This is a genomic window from Undibacterium sp. 14-3-2 (assembly GCF_016595265.1).
In the GTDB taxonomy this organism is placed as follows: Bacteria; Pseudomonadota; Gammaproteobacteria; order Burkholderiales; family Burkholderiaceae_D; genus Undibacterium; species Undibacterium aquatile.
In genome coordinates, this window is record NZ_JAENGS010000004.1 from 333,691 (window position 1) to 351,031 (window position 17,341).

Consider the following 17,341-nt stretch of genomic DNA (forward strand, 5'->3'; position numbering starts at 1 on the left):
ATGTTCACTTACGCGGTTTGCCGGTACGTTGCGGCGGCGTATGCGGACGTGATTTGTTGCGCTGATCGTAAATGGTCTGAGCGTCCTGCTCCGCGCGTTCCTGCGTCCGCATTTCAGGATGATCATCGTGCAGCGTAAAGAAATCATTCGCCTGCGCACGCATCACGTGCTTAATCGCAGCGTCATCAGTGAGATCAAATTTTTCTGTCATCAGCGTGGTGACTTCATCCAGATATTCTTCATAGGTCATCATCAGGGTACCCTTGGGAAAAGCGCTTATCGCGCGATGTATATTATTTATATTTATTGAATGTCACCCAGTGCACTGATGTACAGCGCCAGACATCAGCGGCATCAGCGAGTCAGCACACGATCAGGATCACCGCAGGATTAACGCGCATCTGCCCGGATGCTGAGCCACATCCAAGTGGCAACTGTTTCAGACCGCATTGTACACGTGAGGCTGCACAAACATTCGCCAGAACTCGCGATCGACAAGCGGAAATCAATGCTTTTTCTCGGCTACAATGCGACCTTTCCCGAAACACTGCAAGGCTGGTTTTATGAGCATCATTATTCACGAAGGGCTACGCGCCTATATTGACCCTCTGACTGAACACGAATATGCGGCGCTGGAACGCAGCATTCTTACCGAAGGCTGCCGTGATGCGCTGGTACTCTGGGGCGAAGTCTTGATTGATGGGCACAACCGCTATGCGATCTGCCAGCGCCATAGCATTCCCTTTAAGACCATACAAAACGATCACTTTAAAGATATTGAAGATGTGCAGTTATGGATGATCGATAATCATCTGGCACGACGCAGCGTTTCCGATTTTCAGCGCGGCATGTTAGCGCTGCGAAAAAAAGAAATTATTTCTATGCGCATCAAAGCTCAAGATGAAAGCGACACATCGGGAAATGAAGAAACAGACGTCGCTATTCCCGTAGTTAAACCTACGCAAAGTCGTCAGGAAATTGCGCGGGTCGCAGGTATCAGCAGCAACGCTGTTTTACAGATAGAAAAAATTCAGCGTGCAGCAGCGCCGGAACTGGTTCAGGCTGTGCGCGATGGCACTATTTCCATCAGCGCTGCGGCTGCCGTCGCGACACTGCCAAGCAATGAGCAAGCTGCCGCAGTTGCCGGGGGGCGTAAAGAATTACAGCAAGCCGCCAAACAGGTTCGCGAGAAAATACGCGAGCAAAAAGCACCGGCAAAAATGAACAAGGTTCCTGAATCTCAAGAGACAGAAAATCCGTCTGATACCGCTAACGGAGCCATGGATCAGGTCAGCGAATCTGTCATTCTTCAGCAAAGGATTAAAGCACTCGAAGCCGAAAATGCAGCGCTCATAGAAAAGATTACACAGTTGAATGCAGCCTTGTCGGCAGCGACAACGACGAACTAATACAGAGAATTTCAGGATAATCATGTCGAAGCCTCGTCAGAGCTTGTCCCGCCTTTTTCTGAATAAGCCACCGGCGGATGAAGTGATCCATCGCAAGCGTTTGCAAGCACTTTCAGATCAGCATCAAGGTAAACCGTTTATTCTCGATGATGACGGTCTGCGCATGATGTATCTGACACCGACCTGTATGCAAAGCGCGATGAAGCTGGATGAACCGCATCGCTTACTCTGTGCTTATTCCCGAATCATGATGGGGTTTCTGCTGTTCAATCCGGCACCGAAACATATTATTCTGATCGGTCTTGGCGGCGGCTCACTGGTCAAATACTGTTACCACCATCTGCCGGATTGCCGCATTACTGCTATCGAAATCAACGCCGACGTGATCGCGATGCGGGAACAATTTTTTGTGCCGCCCGATGACGAGCGCCTGACGGTGATTCATGCGGATGCGGCTGAATGGTTACCGCAGCAAACCGAACAGGCCGATGTGATTTTTCTGGACGCCTACGACACCGAAGGCCTGGTACCAGCATTGAATAACGCTGCATTTTACGCACACTGTTACCGGAATTTACATGCGCGCGGTGTACTCATTGCCAATGTATGGGGAAAGCCAAGCACGCTATCTCCAATGGTGGAAATGCTGTACACCCAGTTTGCTCATCAGTTACGCTGGCTGAAATCCTACGACAGCTACAACCTGATTGTATTCGCCAGCAAACAACAGACCGGACAGAATCAGCTGATTGCCAACGCTGAAAAGCTGAACGGCGCGCATGAAAGTCTGGGGCTGGCAAAGATTCCCCTTCGCTGGCACCAGATAACGGCATCAGCGCCTGGCAGTGAGGACATGATCGAGGCCATCAAACAAAGTCTGCGCGGGATCCTGGTCACCGATCCGAATGTGCCGCAAAGCTATGCAGAATGGAAATTATCTGTGCAGGCGTGACCGCATGAACATGTCGCTTGCACCGACGATATAGACAGAGAAATAACTTCTGCGATACATCATAGGTTGCTGCTTTTTTATTCTGTGCAGATTGTAAAAACAGGGGATTTCTGGCAAGCTTTAAATATCACTTCTGAGAAGAACAAGTACAGAACATCGGTTCAGGGAGAGTTGCTATGTATGATGAAAATGATTTTTCCGCGATTTCCAAATTTCTGAAATTAGGAATTAAAATCACCTTCACCAATCCCATGGGGCAAAACCCGTCCTTTGTGACCAGTTTTCCGACGCCCAAAGGCGCCAAAGTATCGCTCAATGAGAGAAGCCTGTACGATGTCGAGCGCAAACTGCGGGCACTGCTGGGCGACGATTCTCCGGTAAAAACCAAGCTTGCTCCCTTCGCCTACTTAGGAACCAATTTTCGCGGCTTAATGTACTGTACCCGGGGATCGAACGAATACGTTGTCGAGGAAACCCACAATATATTCGGCACCGCATCCCGACGCGTTGTCAGAAAAGCCGACGACTTCAACCAACTGCTCAGTTAAGTCGCTACACTTTTCAATATTCCAGCTCCATCTGCGTTACTTTGCCTTCTCTTTCTGGCGCTGCTCTGCTCATGGCAACCAGCGAACGGCAATGACTCTGGTATTACACTAAGCATCAACGATAGATACTGCGCCCTCTCTATTCTGCCTGCTATTGACGATATAAAATCTGAAGATCGTCATTCACCGACAAAGCAGCGCTATTCACCGATAAATATGCGACAAGCATCGTTATACGGTTTATCTTTACTCTGTCTAAAGAAATATTGATCAAGGAGCTGAGATGAGCCGACAACATGAAGAGCCTCAAACGCGACACAGAAAAAACTTTTTGCTTGGTACCGTACTGGTCACGATAGGCGTTCTGTTTCTTGCAGAAAAAATGCGTGTTTCTGATCTGGCTGATTATTGGTACATCATGCCAGCACTGATGGGATGTTTTGGTCTGATTGAAATACTTAGCTCACGCCAGCCCCAGAATATTGCGAATGGTTGCTGCACCGTGATTCTGGCTTTCTGGATATACGCATCTGTAGAAAATCTGTGGGGCTGGACATTCTCCACCAGCTGGCCAGTTGTTTTGATTGCCGTTGGTATCAAAAGTATCGTCGCCGGTCTGCTTTCAACACGTCAGTAATTTTATTATCCGTTCATCTGTGGAGTTCACATCATGAGTAAGCGACAACCGCAAACCCAGGTATTCTTTGGCGTTCTGTTATTAATTTTCGGTGCATTAGCACTAGTAGATAATTTAGACATTTTCAGTACACGTCAGTTTTTCCAATTCTGGCCCATGGTATTTATTCTGGTCGGAATGCTCAAAATTTCCCGCAGTCAGAATACCTCTGGTCGTCTTATCGGCGCAGGTTTCGTTGCCTTAGGCGCGCTGCTGACGCTGCAACATCTGGGGATCGTTTACTTCAGAATGCGTGACTGGTGGCCAGTTTTTATTATCGCTGCAGGTCTGATGATTATTTTCAAGGATAAGATGAATAGCAGTACATCTTATTCCAATCCGGCTACAGGAAGCGGCAATCAGCAAGCGGAAAGCAATATCTCCGCAATTATGAGCGGCGCAAAAATGCAGAATTCAACGCCGGACTTCCGCGGTGGCGAGCTGACAGCGGTGATGGGTGGTATCGAACTTGATCTGCGTAATGCCGGTTTGCAAAACGAAGCGACCTTAAATGTCTTTGCAATGTGGGGAGGAATAGAATTAAAAATTCCTCACGACTGGACAGTCATTTCTCAGGGAGTCCCCATTCTGGGTGGGTTCGAAGATAAGACAGTACCGCCGATGGTACGCGATAAAAAATTATACCTGCAAGGATATGCGATCATGGGCGGCGTCGAAGTGAAGAACTGACGTTCGAGAACTCGCATGCCTCCGATTCTGTCCGATTTCCGCCGGTTTCTCTGGTATGTCGCAATCTGGCTGTTAGCAGGCGCTTTATTTTCCAGGCTCCTGGTTTCCGCTGGATTGTGCCAATGGAGTTACGCCCTGACTTTTGCTCTGCCAGTGTCACTGATTTTCGGTTTTGTGGCGACGTCATCGTATTACATTTGCCGGACACTTCCCTTATCCAGACGTTCTGTTTTCCTGACGTTTCTGATGTTCGGCAGCAGTGCGATGGTTTCAGGCATCCTGCTGTTAGGAATATGCGAAATCTGGAATATGGCTATCATTTCCGTGACCGGTCAGGAAGTGGTACTCGTTATATCAAACCAGCTCGCAGCGATTATTTTCGCCACCGGATTTGCACTGTATTTGCTTGCTCTGCTGGCTTACGATGTGCTTATTAGCTTTGATAATTTACGAGCAGCGGAACGTCGTGAGGCTGCTTCCCGCCTGTTTGCCCGTGATGCAGAATTACAGCTTTTACGTACACAAATTGATCCTCACTTTTTATTCAACAGCCTCAACTCCATCAGTGCACTGACAAGCATTGATCCTGCTGGCGCCAGAAACATGGCAATTTCGCTGGCAGATTTTTTCAGAAAAACGCTGGCCTTGTCTGAACATACAACAATCACTGTCAGAGAAGAACTTGATCTCTGCGGGCATTTTCTGGCGGTAGAAAAAATCCGTTACGGCCAGAAATTACAAGTCAATATACAAGTTGATCATACTGATCTTGCATTAATACCGCCTATGAGTTTGCAACCCTTATTTGAAAATGCGATCAAACATGGCGTACGGCAATTACCCAAAGGCGGCTTGATTAGCGCCAGTATCTGTGGCCAAGACGGATGGCTACATATCCGGGTAGAAAATCCCGTTTCAGATAAAGTCATCTCGGATAGCGGTATCGGCCTGGGATTAACAAATTTACGCGAGCGTTTTAATACGATTTATGGTGATCGTGCCCGGGTACACTGGTCACGCACGGAAAATCTCTTCTTTGTAGAAATATCGTTACCAATAGAGTTAAAACGACAAGCTGACACGATATGAATCATTCCCTCAGAGTATTAATTGCTGATGATGAAGAACTTGCGCGCCGCCTGATCCGTGAGTATCTGCGCTCTCATCCGGACATCATCGTTATCAGTGAGTGTGAGACTGGCACTGAAGCAGTTGACGCGATATTTGCACATCAACCCGATCTGATTTTTTTAGATATACAAATGCCGGAATTAACCGGGCTGGAAGTATTGGATGCCACCGGCAGAAAATCCGGCATTATCTTTACGACCGCGTATGACCAATATGCGGTGAAGGCCTTTGACTTACACGCAATAGATTATCTTTTAAAGCCTTTTTCCCAACAGCGTTTTGACGAGGCACTGCAGAAGGCGAAAAAGCTCGTACAGGAAGATAAGATAGTTGCTTCACCGCCAATCGGTATGCAACAACTGATTACATCAAGTGTGCAACAATCGCAGCGCCTGACGATACGCGACAGAGAGAAAGTACATGTGCTGCCATTCGAGGAAATTGATTTTATCGAGGCGCAGGATGACTACATTCTGGTTCACGCACAAGGCAGAACAGTGATGAAAACGCAGAGTCTGTCGGACATCGAGGAACAGCTTTCGTCAGCCGGTTTTGTCAGAGTCCATCGCTCTTATCTTTTGCAGATTAAGGCATTAACTGGAATAGAACGCCAGAGTAAAGATACTCAGGTGGCCGTGCTACGCAGTGGTATAAAAATTCCAGTCAGCCGCACGGGCTATGAGCGCCTGAAAACGAGATTGAATTGATTGACTTGAACCACGTTCCCTGTCCCTGAATCAGTCGGCGACAACGACCAGTCATTCTCGTTTTTTGTTGATTGGAACCCAAGATAATTCCGTTCATCGCAGCTCGTGTGCAAAGCAAAGAAATTAAGTCTATCTTTCTACTTCAGACAAACACCCGAGGAAAGAAGATGAACTCAATAAATCTGGATGAAGTGACAGCATTTTTCCGCCAAAGCCTGCATGAATTTATTTACCTGATCAAAAAAACGGCTTACCTGATTGCCAGTTTGCCACTGCACAGCATTTTCATCGCTTGCATTGCCATCGCACTGATATTCACTGTGCTCCCGTTGGCAATCAGTCTTTTTTGTATTTTTCTTTTATTGAAAATATTCAGCGTAATTATTATTTTTGCAGTCAGAAAAACACGACGCGGCTCCGTAAAGCAAATTCTTTAGTGTCATGACTAACGGTAAAAATGAATACTGTTTCAGTTAAGCTCGATGCTGATTAATCGCGTCACGAGTTTCAATCGCGACGCGTCTGGCAGCTTCTGCAAAGGTTTCATTACCGGAAGTTTTTGCGTACAGAATTGCGCGCGACGAATTAATCATCATCCCTGTTCCGTTCGCTGTTTTGCCTGCAGCGACAGTCGCAGCAATATCGCCGCCTTGCGCACCAATGCCAGGCACCAGCAATGGCATATCGCCGACAATATTGCGTACCTGCGCCAACTCATCAGGAAAGGTCGCGCCAACGACCAGTGCACATTGTCCATTGGTATTCCACTTTTCGACAACCAGTTTGGCAACATGCTGATACAGAGGCACGCCACCGACGGCCAGGAATTGCAAATCAGATCCGCCAGCGTTTGATGTGCGGCATAAAACTATCGCGCCTTTATCTTTCCATTCCATATACGGTGCGACAGAGTCGAATCCCATATAAGGATTGACGGTCACCGCATCGGCGGCATATCGTTCAAATGCTTCGCGTGCGTATTGCTCTGCTGTTGCACCGATGTCACCCCGCTTTGCATCCAATATGACGGGAATAGCGGGATAAGTCGTTTTGATATAGCGGCAAAGGGCTTCCAACTGATCTTCTGCACGTAATGCAGCAAAATAAGCAATCTGCGGTTTGAATGAGCAGGCAAGATCGGCAGTGGCATCGATCATCGCTTTGCAAAAAGTAAAAATGACATCAGGTTTGCCGGCTAACTCGGCCGGAAAACGACTGATATCAGGATCGAGTCCAACGCAAAGCAGAGATTGATTTTCAGCCCAGGCGGCATTTAGTTTTTCGATAAAAGTCACAACTTACCTCTGCGTATACGGATTTTCGTTAATCCAGCATTATACCGTGCAGACTCAAGCCTGATAGACCCGAAGATCAAAGACAAGTGACACCGAATTTGATTATCATGTCAGGCAACCATTATTATTTCTGTTTAGTTTCTATTTTTTGAGTGTCATATGAACGAATCTGTAAAAAAAGAACCGGACTTACTGGCACTTGATAACCAGTTTTGCTTTGCCTTGTACTCTGCGTCGCTGGCACTCACCAAAAGTTATAAACCACTATTAGAAGAACTCGGCCTGACGTATCCGCAGTATCTGGTCATGCTGGTACTTTGGGAACAGGATCATATTCTCGTTAAAGATATAGGAAGCGCCCTGTTTCTTGACTCTGGCACATTGACGCCTCTATTGAAACGCATGGAAGCAGCTGGCCTACTGGAACGCCAGCGGGACGACGCTGACGAACGGCAGGTCAGAATTATTCTCACGAACAGTGGGAAAGAGTTGAAAAAGGCAGCAAAAAAAATTCCACTCAAAATCCTCTGTGCCAGCGGACAAGACCAAAAAACACTGACGCATCTGCGCAGCCAACTCTCAGAGTTGAGAGCAAATCTCACAGAAAAATAAAATTCCTTTATCGAGTACATAGAAAAAAACAATCGCCATTTACATTGCACGCAATTAAATCGTGTAATATCATTCTTCCATCGACTCATTGGGTCGTAGCGAAAATATTCTTCATGCAGTCAATTTAAATGGGAAATCTTATGCAAGTTCTTTACACAGCAAGTGCAACCTCTACCGGTGGCCGCGATGGCCGCTCTGTTTCCAGTGATAATCAACTGGATGTTAAACTGACGACGCCAAAAGAATTAGGCGGCGCGGGCGGCGCAGGTACGAATCCGGAACAATTATTCGCTGCGGGTTATTCTGCATGTTTTATCGGTGCACTGAAGTTCGTCGCTGCGGCGAGTAAGACTGCATTGCCAGCAGATCTTTCAATCAAAGCGGACGTTGGTATCGGCCCAAATGGCAAAGGTGGCTTTGGTATTCAGGTTGCACTGAATATCTCGTTACCGGGAATGGATCGTCAGTTAGCTGAAGATCTGGTCAATAAAGCGCATGAAGTTTGCCCTTATTCGAACGCAACCCGCGGCAACATCGAAGTCACACTGACCATATTGTAATAACATCGCTCTTGCCAGGGAAAATCACCCTGGCGCGGCAGAATCAGACCAAATACAAGTTACCCGCACCGGTTTTTCCTTGAGAAATTGGTGCGGGTATTATTTTTCTCATCAATGTAAAGTTGGCTTGACATTATTTATTTTAACGCTAGTATGTAAAGTATACTTTACTTTTCAATACATCAATTTCAGATTATTCAAGAAGTAAGGTAAAACAGCCTGCATTTGCAATGGCTATTTTTCTGCCCACACATATCAAACAAACTTTACATGGAGAATATAATGCGTGAAAAACAAGCGAATCACATGTATTTCAAAGAGTTACTGAGTGCTTTTTTTATATACTTTATCGTCATATTTCTCAGTAATTTCCTTGCTGATCAGATGACACCACAGCCGCTCCGTACCCTGATTATTCTGGCGCCGCTCATTCCAGCCATCATGATGATCTGGGCGATCATCAGACAATTCCGCCGTATGGATGAATACATCAGACGTCGCCAATTAGAAAATGTCGGTATTTCCGCAGCGATGACTGCTGTCTTCGCATTATCTTATGGCTTCATGGAAGCAGCAGGTTTTCCTAAATTAAGCATGTTTATTGTCTGGGGCTTGCTGATGGCGGGCTGGGGAATAAGCGATGCAGTGCGCTGCTGGAAAGAGAAATCAGCATGAAAAATTCGCTCAGGGAATTACGATCTCAAAAAGATTGGAGTCAGGCGCAACTCGCCGATCTTCTTGAGGTATCCAGGCAGACGATTAACGCCATAGAAACAGGCAGATACGATCCCAGTTTGCCGCTCGCTTTTGCAATTGCAAAATTATTCGGAATGCCGATAGAAAAAATTTTTGAAGCGGAATAAAACTGAAAATTTGTCTGCAAACGAAGATGGGCTGAATGCATATTTTTCACCTCTTCTTTTTTGCCGACTCGATATGATGTGCATTTGATTCTTACCAGAAGTCTCTTGTGATTCTATCTATATGATTCCATTTATAAGCAAAGAAAAAGTACGGCAGGCATTGCAATATCCGCAGCTAATACACGCGTTACGGGAAGCTTTTCAGCAAAAGATCATTACCCCCAAACGACATGCACATCAACTATCGGAACAGGCCAACTCAAGTTTACTTTTGATGCCGGCATGGAATCCGTCCGGTCATACTGGCGTGAAATTAGTCACGGTTGCGCCACAAAATATAGACACTCCGACGGTGCACGCGATATTCATTTTATTTGATTCGATCACTGGCGCACCGCTAACCTTCATGGATGGTGAGGAAATAACACAAAAACGAACTGCAGCAGCATCGGCGCTCGCTTCCGGTTTTTTATCCAGAAAAAACAGCAGTCATTTACTTCTCGTCGGCAACGGTAGTCTTGCACCGCATATGGCGCTCGCACATTGCCATACCAGACCGATCGATAAAATCACGATCTGGGGCCGCTCTGCAGAAAAATCAGAACGTTGCCGTCAGACGTTAACGTCTTTCGCAGATTTACCAAAGGGGATCAAGATTGAAGTAACGAGCGATCTCGCCGGATCCTGCATGTCTGCAGATATCATCACCTGTGCAACAACAAGCAGACAAGCCGTCATCAAAGGAGAATGGATACAAGCAGGTACGCATCTTGACCTGGTTGGCGGTTTCAAACCCGATATGCGGGAAGTTGACGATGAACTGATGGCGAAATCTGTCGTATTCGTGGACACGTTTACCGGAGCATTAGCAGAGGCTGGCGACATTCTGCAGGCGCTACAAAGTGGCAGCTTAAAGAAAGAAGCGATTGTTGCAGAGCTTGCCGATCTCTGCTCGGGAAGACATACCGGCCGTCGATCGGAACAGGAAGTGACGGTATTTAAGTCAGTAGGAACAGCTCTGGAAGATTTGTGTGCCGCGAACCTCGTCTGGCAATCTCACCAGCAGGAGGTTAATGAAAAAGCGTCTGCCTGAGTTTTTCAACAATGAAATCGTCAACTGAGATCCGCTATACGTGACCTCAGTTGCCATTGAGGAGCGTTCAGACTTTAGGGATGCCGCCAAGTAAAGCTGCACGTTTTTGTGGCTTCACGTCGGTATTTTCACTGGTTTTAGCAGAGCTACCGGTTTTCAGGGAAGGGGATACAGCTGGCTCATAAGGCTTCAAGAACCACGGGTCCACTTTTTCTCTTGGCGGCTGATAACCTCGCGCAGGTTTTTCGCTACGCTCAGCACGCTCGGTAGTACGTTCAGATTTATCGCGCGCCGGACGACTGCGCTCCACTTGATGGGTAACAGGGACAAAACCAGCGAGAGTCAATCTGACAATTTTCTGTTTGATCAGCTTCTCAATATCAACGAGCAAGCGCTCGTCCTGATCCGTGTACAAAGAAATTGCGTCACCTTTAGCACCAGCACGCCCGGTACGTCCAATACGGTGAACATAGTCTTCGGCGTTATACGGAAGATCGTAATTGATCACGCAAGGCATTTCGGATATGTCCAGACCACGTGCAGCCACATCCGTCGCCACAAGCACTTCCACTTCACCGCGTTTAAAATCTTCCAGCGCGACCATACGTTCATTTTGCGATTTATCACCATGAATCGCAGACGCTTTCACACCTTGCTTAACCAGATGGACGGCGAGACGTGATGCACCAATTTTCGTGTTACTGAAAACAATCACTTGTTTCAAACCACGCTCACGGATAATGAAGGAGACCGCATCACGCTTTTCATCTTCCGCAACCTTGTACAAAATCTGCGTCACGTTATCGGCTGTCGCATTGCTGCGGGCAACTTCTATCGTTTGCGGATCATTCAAAAAACTGGCTGCTAGCTTTTTTATTTCAGGAGAAAAAGTCGCCGAAAACATCAGATTTTGTCGCTGCTTAGGCAACAGATTAATGATGCGTTGCAGATCCGGCAAAAACCCCATATCAAGCATACGATCAGCTTCATCCATCACCAGAATCTGTGTCTGCGATAAATTAATCGTCTTTTGCTGAACGTGATCGAGCAAACGCCCCGGTGTTGCAATCACGATTTCCACGCCGGAACGCAACATGGCAACTTGTGGCGCCATATCCATGCCACCAAAGACAACTGTGGAACGTAACGGTGTGAAGCGAGAGTATGCCTTGACGTTCTCAGCAACCTGATCCGCGAGTTCACGCGTTGGTGTCAGGATTAAAGCACGAACCGGGTGGCGCGCAGGAGAGGCACTGGTGCTCGCATGAGCAAGTAAGCGCTGAATAATCGGTAAAGAAAATCCTGCAGTTTTACCGGTGCCCGTTTGTGCGGCACCCATCACATCCCTGCCTTGCAATACAACAGGAATTGCTTCCGCTTGTATTGGCGTAGGGTGGACGTAACCCTGCTCAGTCAAAGCACGCAGAATATCAGGAGATAAGCCGAAATCTTCAAACTTCACTTTGTGTTCAGTCTGGTCGGAAGGGGAATTGGGGATGGACTTAATATCAGTCATGGTAAATGGTGGGCCTCCCGTGAGTCGAACACGGTACCAACGGATTATGAGTCCGCTGCTCTAACCAACATGAGCTAGAGGCCCAATTCTTTCTGCAAGCACTGCCTGCTGTAATCTGAGGTTAATCCAGGTTTGGAAATCACTTCAGGATTTGCAGGAAAAGCCCGATGCTGCCGCCTGCAAAACATTGCGCTGAAAACTCAGCTCAATATATTAACGGGCGCTGAAAAAAATCAGCGCCAATTATATAACATTAATTACCTTCAAGGAAGCTCTTCAGCTTATCTGAACGTGATGGGTGACGTAACTTACGCAATGCTTTTGCTTCTATCTGACGAATCCGTTCACGTGTCACGTCAAACTGTTTACCAACCTCTTCTAAAGTATGGTCAGTCGACATTTCAACACCAAAACGCATACGCAATACTTTCGCCTCACGTGGCGTCAGAGAATCCAACACATCTTTAACGACATTGCGCATGGATGCGTGCAGAGCTGCATCTGCCGGTGCCAGCGTGTGATTATCCTCAATGAAATCACCAAGATGAGAGTCATCATCGTCACCGATCGGTGTTTCCATCGAAATCGGCTCTTTCGCGATTTTCATGATCTTGCGGATTTTATCTTCCGGCATTTCCATCTTAATCGCCAACGTTGCCGGATCTGGCTCCGCGCCTGTCTCCTGCAAAATCTGACGCGAGATACGATTCATTTTATTAATCGTCTCTATCATGTGTACCGGAATACGGATCGTACGCGCCTGATCGGCAATCGAGCGGGTAATTGCCTGACGTATCCACCATGTCGCATAAGTGGAAAACTTGTAACCACGGCGATATTCAAACTTATCAACAGCCTTCATCAGACCGATATTGCCTTCCTGAATCAAGTCCAGGAATTGCAAGCCACGATTGGTGTATTTCTTCGCGATAGAAATGACCAGACGCAAGTTTGCTTCAGTCATTTCACGCTTTGCTTTACGCGCCTTCATCTCACCAGCCGACATCTTTTTATTGATGCCACGCAGATCAGGCAATGGCAATACCACGCGCGCCTGCAAATCAATCAATTTCTGTTGCAATTGCTGAACCGCAGGGACATTGCGTCCAAGGATCGCGCTATAGGAGTGTCCGGCATTCACTTCGCCCTCAACCCAGCTCAGATTGGTTTCATTGCCGGGGAAAACTTTAATGAAATGCGAACGTGGCATACCACAGCGGTTCACTGCCACATCCAGAATTTGTTTTTCAATATGACGAACTTCGTCAACCTGTCCACGCAAAGTATCGCAAAGCTTTTCAACTACTTTGGCAGTAAAACGAATGCCAAGCAGCTCATTCGAAATAGCTTCCTGAGCTTTGACGTAAGTCTTAGAGTTATAGCCTTCTTTCTCATAAGACTTGCGCATTTTTTCAAAATTAGAAGCAATGATTTCAAATTTAGCGAGCGCCTCACGCTTCATTTGCTCTAACTGTTCAGAAGAAATTGCGGCAGCAGCAGCTGCACCGCCATCCTCATCTTCTTCCTCTTCATCTTCTTCCTCGTCCTCATCTTCATCAGATTCTTCTGCGGCAGCAACGACAGCTGGAGCAGGAGGCGCGTCTTCGGTCGCGTTTGGATCGACCAGACCATCGACGATTTCATCGATTTTTATTTCGTCTGCGGCAATTCTGTCGGCCGCTGCCAGAATTTCTGCGATTGTCGTAGGACATGCTGAAATCGCCTGAATCATATCCTTCAGGCCTTCTTCAATCTTCTTCGCAATAACGATCTCGCCTTCGCGAGTCAACAATTCAACCGAGCCCATTTCACGCATATACATGCGAACCGGATCGGTAGTGCGTCCGAAATCAGAATCAACAGTTGACAATGCAGCCTCGGCTGCCGCTTCCACTTCATCATCATCCGTCGTGACAGTAACGACGTTATCGGACAACAACAATGTTTCAGCATCAGGGGCGCGCTCATAAACCGCAACGCCCATATCATTAAAGGTACTGATGATGCCTTCGATCGCTTCGGGATCAACAACATTTTCCGGCAGGTGATCGTTAATCTCGGCAAAGGTCAGATAGCCGCGATCTTTACCAAGCTTAATCAGTGTTTTCAGTTTCTGGCGACGACGTTCGAGCTCTTCCTCTGTCGCCTCTGGATCAGAGGAAAACGCATCCTTCAATAACGCTTTCTCTTTTGCTTTGCGATCTTTTGCCTTCGCCTTATCGATTGCCTTCATTTCCGCGCGTTCAACCGCATTCAATGCTGCAATTTCTTCGTTTTCCGGCTGGTATTCTTTTGGTTTGCGGCCACGGCGTCCAGGCACCTTTACTCCGGGCAAAACATAGCCGGACGTATCGATAGCAGCAAGTACGGCAGCGTCTGTCGTCTGACTGACGGTAGGCGCAGATCCGGTCTTGATTTCCTGAACTTCAGGTGCAGCAGCTTTCGCTGATTTCTTGGTAGGTTTGGTCACTATCTTTGAATCGGTTTTGTTAGTTGTCACGGAAGCTTTCGATGTTGCGGATGGTACTGATTTAGCTCGGGACGACTCCGTTGTCACTCGCTTTTGCTTACCTTCAGCCTGATGAACTGCACCTTCCGCCAGCTTCTCATCAATTTTTTTTGCTTTCGGTGGCGCCTTGACTGCAACCTGCTTTACAGTCGTTTTCACAGTCGTTTTTTTAGATGGGACGCTAACTGATTTCTTTATATCTGTTTTTGCAGCAACCGACTTTGATACTGTCTTTTTGACTGCCGGCGCGGACGCTGCCGCTTTACTTACTTTAGGCGCTTTGATATCTTTTGCCCCCGTTTTTTTACCCGCCACACTAACAGTTGCTGCAGCCTTTGCTTTTGCGACAGCCTTAACTGGCGCGACTACTTTCGGTGCTTTGGCAGCGACAGGCTTACTAATGGCTTTGGACGGCGCTTTCGGGCTGGTAGTTTTTGTTTTGGCTACAACTGCCTTACTCACCGTTTTTGCTGCGGTGCCGACACCTGCATTTTTAGATGCCTTTGCCGTAGTTTTTTTAACCGTTGTAGGCATCAGGGTTTTCGAGGGTTTCTTCATTGCGCTAGCCATTGAATCAAACCATCCGGAACTGAGGAAGTCGCCTGCGAACATATTTTGCAAAAAAGACACACTCCTGCATCAAACCAGATGACCTGTATGCGGAGCAAACCATTTTTGCTTCAGACTTCCCGAGTCTCAGCGCCAGTGTTTTGGGTTACTCGGAGGAGCATTACGCTCACCTAAACAACACATTTTGCGACAATCAAATGATTTTACGCAAAATGAAACAACCTAAGACCTTGAATCGTAAGCCTTTAATTATACCACGCGAGCGTCACATTCTCTAGCCCAAAGCCAGAGCAATGACAACTAAATTGATAAAAAAATAGGCAAACCATTTATTATCACAGGCATAGTCGAAATAAATTCAAATGAAAAACTGACCAATTTCTTACGGAAAAAGAACCGCCGCGAGCTATTGGCGACTCCCTGCTTCCGCGGCCGCCTCTTTGCGCAAATCTTCCTGCAACTGCATAATTTCACGCCAGCGCGCCTTTTCTACTTCAGTACGCAAACCGGATGCTACTAATCTTTCTGCCTCATATTTGAGCGCCTGAGAGCGAATCTGTCGAATAGCACCAAGCAACTCCAGCCTGACTAATTCAGCATCAGCATCGGTCTGGCCTGCCACTTCCGCGATCAAACCATCGAAATCGGAACTAACGACGCGCAATCGCTCAGCCAGCGCTGCAAATTGCGCCCCCTCGCCCATCTCTTTCGCAATACCGACTAACTGCATCAACATCTCTGCGCCATCCGGCGCCAACAATGCCGCCTCAGCAAGAGCAACGTCGTCGAGCATTAGCGCTAAGGCTGGATAAGCCACGAGTATCCGCATAATCTGGCGCTCAAGGCCAACCGGCGCACTGCGTTTCGACCGTGGCGGAGCAAGCTTCTGACGGGCAACTGGCTGGGAAAGCTCAAACAAAGCCTCGATCTCGGCGGGAGTCGTCTGCGTCACCTGCGCCAGATTGCGCACCATTTGCAAACGCAACCCAGAAGGCTGCATCGTTTGCAGCAAGGGCTTAGCGTCAAACTGCGTTTTTGCGCGCCCCTCTGCCGAATTGAGATCATGATCAGCGATCATCTCCCGCATGAAAAACTGGGACAACGGCATAGCCTCATGTACCTGCTGCTCAAACGCGTCCGCGCCGAATTCACGGATAAAGCTATCAGGATCATGCTCGGCAGGCAAAAACAGAAACTTAATAAATTTATCGTCATTCGCATGAGGTAAGCAGGCATCGAGCGCACGCCGGGCAGCGCGGCGGCCGGCAGTATCACCATCGAAGCTGAATACAACATGATCTGTCTGCCGCAACAATTTTTGTACGTGAGTTGGCGTACAAGCCGTTCCCAGCGTCGCAACGGCTTGCGGAAAACCCATTTGCGCCAGCGCTACGACATCCATGTAGCCTTCGGTGACCAGTACATAACCAGCATCCCGAATCGCCTGGCGCGCTTCAAATAAACCGTAGAGTTCGTAGCCCTTCTGGAATAGTGGCGTTTCAGGGGAGTTCAGATATTTAGGCTCGCCCTGCTCCATAATGCGCCCGCCAAAACCGATGATCTGCCCCTTCGTGTTGCGAATCGGGAACATCACGCGATCGCGGAAACGGTCATAGCGCTTGCGTCCACCACCTTCCTCGTCGCTTTTATCGATGACCAGCCCAGCCTCAACCAGCTCGGGCGCCTGATAGTCCGCAAAGACAGAGCGCAAACCATCCCATGCATCCGGCGCAAAACCCAAACCGAAACGAGCGGCAATCTCCCCGGTCAGACCACGCTTTTTCAGATACGCAATCGCTGGCGGTGCCGAGCGCAACTGTTGCTTGTAATACTCCCCGGCTTTGGTCATGACTTCTGACAAGGCCAGACTTTTAGCCTGCACCTCCGCCCGTTGCGCAGGCAGCATGCGATCTTCTTCAGGGACAACCATGCCATTGCTTTGCGCCAGATCACGGATGGCGTCGACAAAGCTTAAACCTGAATATTCCATCAAAAACCCGATGGAGCTGCCATGCGCACCGCAACCAAAGCAGTGATAAAACTGCTTGGTCGGGCTTACGGTAAAACTGGGGGATTTTTCATTATGAAAGGGACACAAACCCATATAGTTTGCGCCACCTTTTTTCAGCTGGACGTATTTACCCACCACGTCAACAATGTCAACGCGGGCGAGTAAATCCTGAATAAAGCTTTGTGGAATCAAGTCTGCT

General features: G+C 47.8%; 19 protein-coding genes and 1 tRNA gene. 14 read left to right on the forward strand and 6 right to left on the reverse strand.

Going from position 1 to position 17,341, the window contains the following annotated elements:
- Window positions 1-4: 4 nt before the first annotated feature.
- Window positions 5-250: a hypothetical protein gene (locus Undi14_RS11520; RefSeq protein WP_200180478.1), complete on the reverse strand. Its 246-nt coding sequence runs from the start codon at window positions 248-250 to the stop codon at window positions 5-7.
- A 313-nt stretch (window positions 251-563) separates the two neighbouring features.
- Between Undi14_RS11520 and Undi14_RS11525 the strand changes: the two genes are divergently transcribed.
- The 8 genes from Undi14_RS11525 to Undi14_RS11560 all read left to right on the forward strand — a co-directional run bounded on the left by Undi14_RS11525 (window position 564) and on the right by Undi14_RS11560 (window position 6,550).
- Entirely contained in the window at window positions 564-1,409 is an 846-nt protein-coding gene (locus Undi14_RS11525) for a hypothetical protein (protein WP_200180338.1), read from the forward strand.
- Window positions 1,410-1,431: 22 nt separating this feature from the next.
- Window positions 1,432-2,361: an MnmC family methyltransferase gene (locus Undi14_RS11530; protein ID WP_200180339.1), complete on the forward strand. Its 930-nt coding sequence runs from the start codon at window positions 1,432-1,434 to the stop codon at window positions 2,359-2,361.
- A 176-nt stretch (window positions 2,362-2,537) separates the two neighbouring features.
- On the forward strand, window positions 2,538-2,909 hold the full coding sequence (locus tag Undi14_RS11535) for a hypothetical protein (RefSeq protein ID WP_186885026.1): 372 nt from the start codon (window positions 2,538-2,540) through the stop codon (window positions 2,907-2,909).
- Window positions 2,910-3,192: 283 nt separating this feature from the next.
- Window positions 3,193-3,546, forward strand: a complete 354-nt coding sequence (locus tag Undi14_RS11540) for a hypothetical protein (RefSeq protein WP_190479773.1) — start codon at window positions 3,193-3,195, stop codon at window positions 3,544-3,546.
- A gap of 33 nt (window positions 3,547-3,579) precedes the next feature.
- The gene (locus tag Undi14_RS11545) at window positions 3,580-4,275 is read left to right on the forward strand and encodes a LiaI-LiaF-like domain-containing protein (protein ID WP_200180340.1); all 696 of its coding nucleotides are present in this window, start codon (window positions 3,580-3,582) and stop codon (window positions 4,273-4,275) included.
- A gap of 15 nt (window positions 4,276-4,290) precedes the next feature.
- Complete coding sequence (locus Undi14_RS11550) at window positions 4,291-5,364, forward strand: sensor histidine kinase (RefSeq protein WP_200180341.1); 1,074 nt, start codon at window positions 4,291-4,293, stop codon at window positions 5,362-5,364.
- Window positions 5,361-6,113, forward strand: coding sequence for a LytTR family DNA-binding domain-containing protein (locus Undi14_RS11555; protein ID WP_200180342.1), 753 nt, complete (start codon window positions 5,361-5,363; stop codon window positions 6,111-6,113). The genes Undi14_RS11550 and Undi14_RS11555 overlap by 4 nt, the downstream gene beginning before the upstream one ends.
- A gap of 167 nt (window positions 6,114-6,280) precedes the next feature.
- Window positions 6,281-6,550, forward strand: a complete 270-nt coding sequence (locus Undi14_RS11560; RefSeq protein ID WP_190479765.1) for a hypothetical protein — start codon at window positions 6,281-6,283, stop codon at window positions 6,548-6,550.
- A 36-nt stretch (window positions 6,551-6,586) separates the two neighbouring features.
- On the opposite strand, the gene pyrF is transcribed toward Undi14_RS11560, so the two are convergent.
- The gene (pyrF, locus tag Undi14_RS11565; protein ID WP_200180344.1) at window positions 6,587-7,408 is read right to left on the reverse strand and encodes an orotidine-5'-phosphate decarboxylase; all 822 of its coding nucleotides are present in this window, start codon (window positions 7,406-7,408) and stop codon (window positions 6,587-6,589) included.
- Window positions 7,409-7,567: 159 nt separating this feature from the next.
- Between pyrF and Undi14_RS11570 the strand changes: the two genes are divergently transcribed.
- The 5 genes from Undi14_RS11570 (at window position 7,568) to Undi14_RS11590 (ending at window position 10,536) form a co-directional block, all read left to right on the forward strand.
- Window positions 7,568-8,020 carry a MarR family winged helix-turn-helix transcriptional regulator gene (locus Undi14_RS11570; protein ID WP_200180345.1) on the forward strand — a complete coding sequence of 151 codons (453 nt, stop codon included), beginning with the start codon at window positions 7,568-7,570 and terminating at the stop codon, window positions 8,018-8,020.
- Window positions 8,021-8,160: 140 nt separating this feature from the next.
- Complete coding sequence (locus Undi14_RS11575; RefSeq protein ID WP_186897854.1) at window positions 8,161-8,580, forward strand: organic hydroperoxide resistance protein; 420 nt, start codon at window positions 8,161-8,163, stop codon at window positions 8,578-8,580.
- Between the two features lie 282 nt (window positions 8,581-8,862).
- A complete protein-coding gene (locus Undi14_RS11580) occupies window positions 8,863-9,255 on the forward strand; it encodes a hypothetical protein (protein ID WP_200180346.1) in 393 nt (130 codons plus the stop codon).
- A complete protein-coding gene (locus tag Undi14_RS11585) occupies window positions 9,252-9,443 on the forward strand; it encodes a helix-turn-helix transcriptional regulator (RefSeq protein ID WP_186885017.1) in 192 nt (63 codons plus the stop codon). Before Undi14_RS11580 ends, Undi14_RS11585 begins: the two co-directional genes overlap by 4 nt.
- A 121-nt stretch (window positions 9,444-9,564) precedes the next feature.
- Window positions 9,565-10,536, forward strand: coding sequence for an ornithine cyclodeaminase family protein (locus tag Undi14_RS11590; protein ID WP_200180347.1), 972 nt, complete (start codon window positions 9,565-9,567; stop codon window positions 10,534-10,536).
- 67 nt (window positions 10,537-10,603) lie between these two features.
- On the opposite strand, the gene Undi14_RS11595 is transcribed toward Undi14_RS11590, so the two are convergent.
- The 3 genes from Undi14_RS11595 to rpoD all read right to left on the reverse strand — a co-directional run bounded on the left by Undi14_RS11595 (window position 10,604) and on the right by rpoD (window position 14,525).
- Entirely contained in the window at window positions 10,604-12,052 is a 1,449-nt protein-coding gene (locus tag Undi14_RS11595) for a DEAD/DEAH box helicase (RefSeq protein WP_200180348.1), read from the reverse strand.
- Between the two features lie 6 nt (window positions 12,053-12,058).
- Window positions 12,059-12,136: transfer RNA gene (locus tag Undi14_RS11600), tRNA-Ile, on the reverse strand.
- Window positions 12,137-12,305: 169 nt separating this feature from the next.
- Window positions 12,306-14,525: an RNA polymerase sigma factor RpoD gene (rpoD, locus tag Undi14_RS11605; protein WP_370527196.1), complete on the reverse strand. Its 2,220-nt coding sequence runs from the start codon at window positions 14,523-14,525 to the stop codon at window positions 12,306-12,308.
- A 163-nt stretch (window positions 14,526-14,688) separates the two neighbouring features.
- Here rpoD and Undi14_RS11610 point away from each other — a divergent pair, with 163 nt between their 5' ends.
- Window positions 14,689-15,213 carry a hypothetical protein gene (locus tag Undi14_RS11610; RefSeq protein ID WP_200180350.1) on the forward strand — a complete coding sequence of 175 codons (525 nt, stop codon included), beginning with the start codon at window positions 14,689-14,691 and terminating at the stop codon, window positions 15,211-15,213.
- A 324-nt stretch (window positions 15,214-15,537) separates the two neighbouring features.
- Here Undi14_RS11610 and dnaG read toward each other — a convergent pair whose 3' ends face one another.
- Window positions 15,538-17,334 (reverse strand): DNA primase, encoded by a 1,797-nt coding sequence (dnaG, locus tag Undi14_RS11615; RefSeq protein ID WP_186885013.1) that lies wholly within the window; start codon window positions 17,332-17,334, stop codon window positions 15,538-15,540.
- Between the last annotated feature and the right edge of the window lie 7 nt (window positions 17,335-17,341).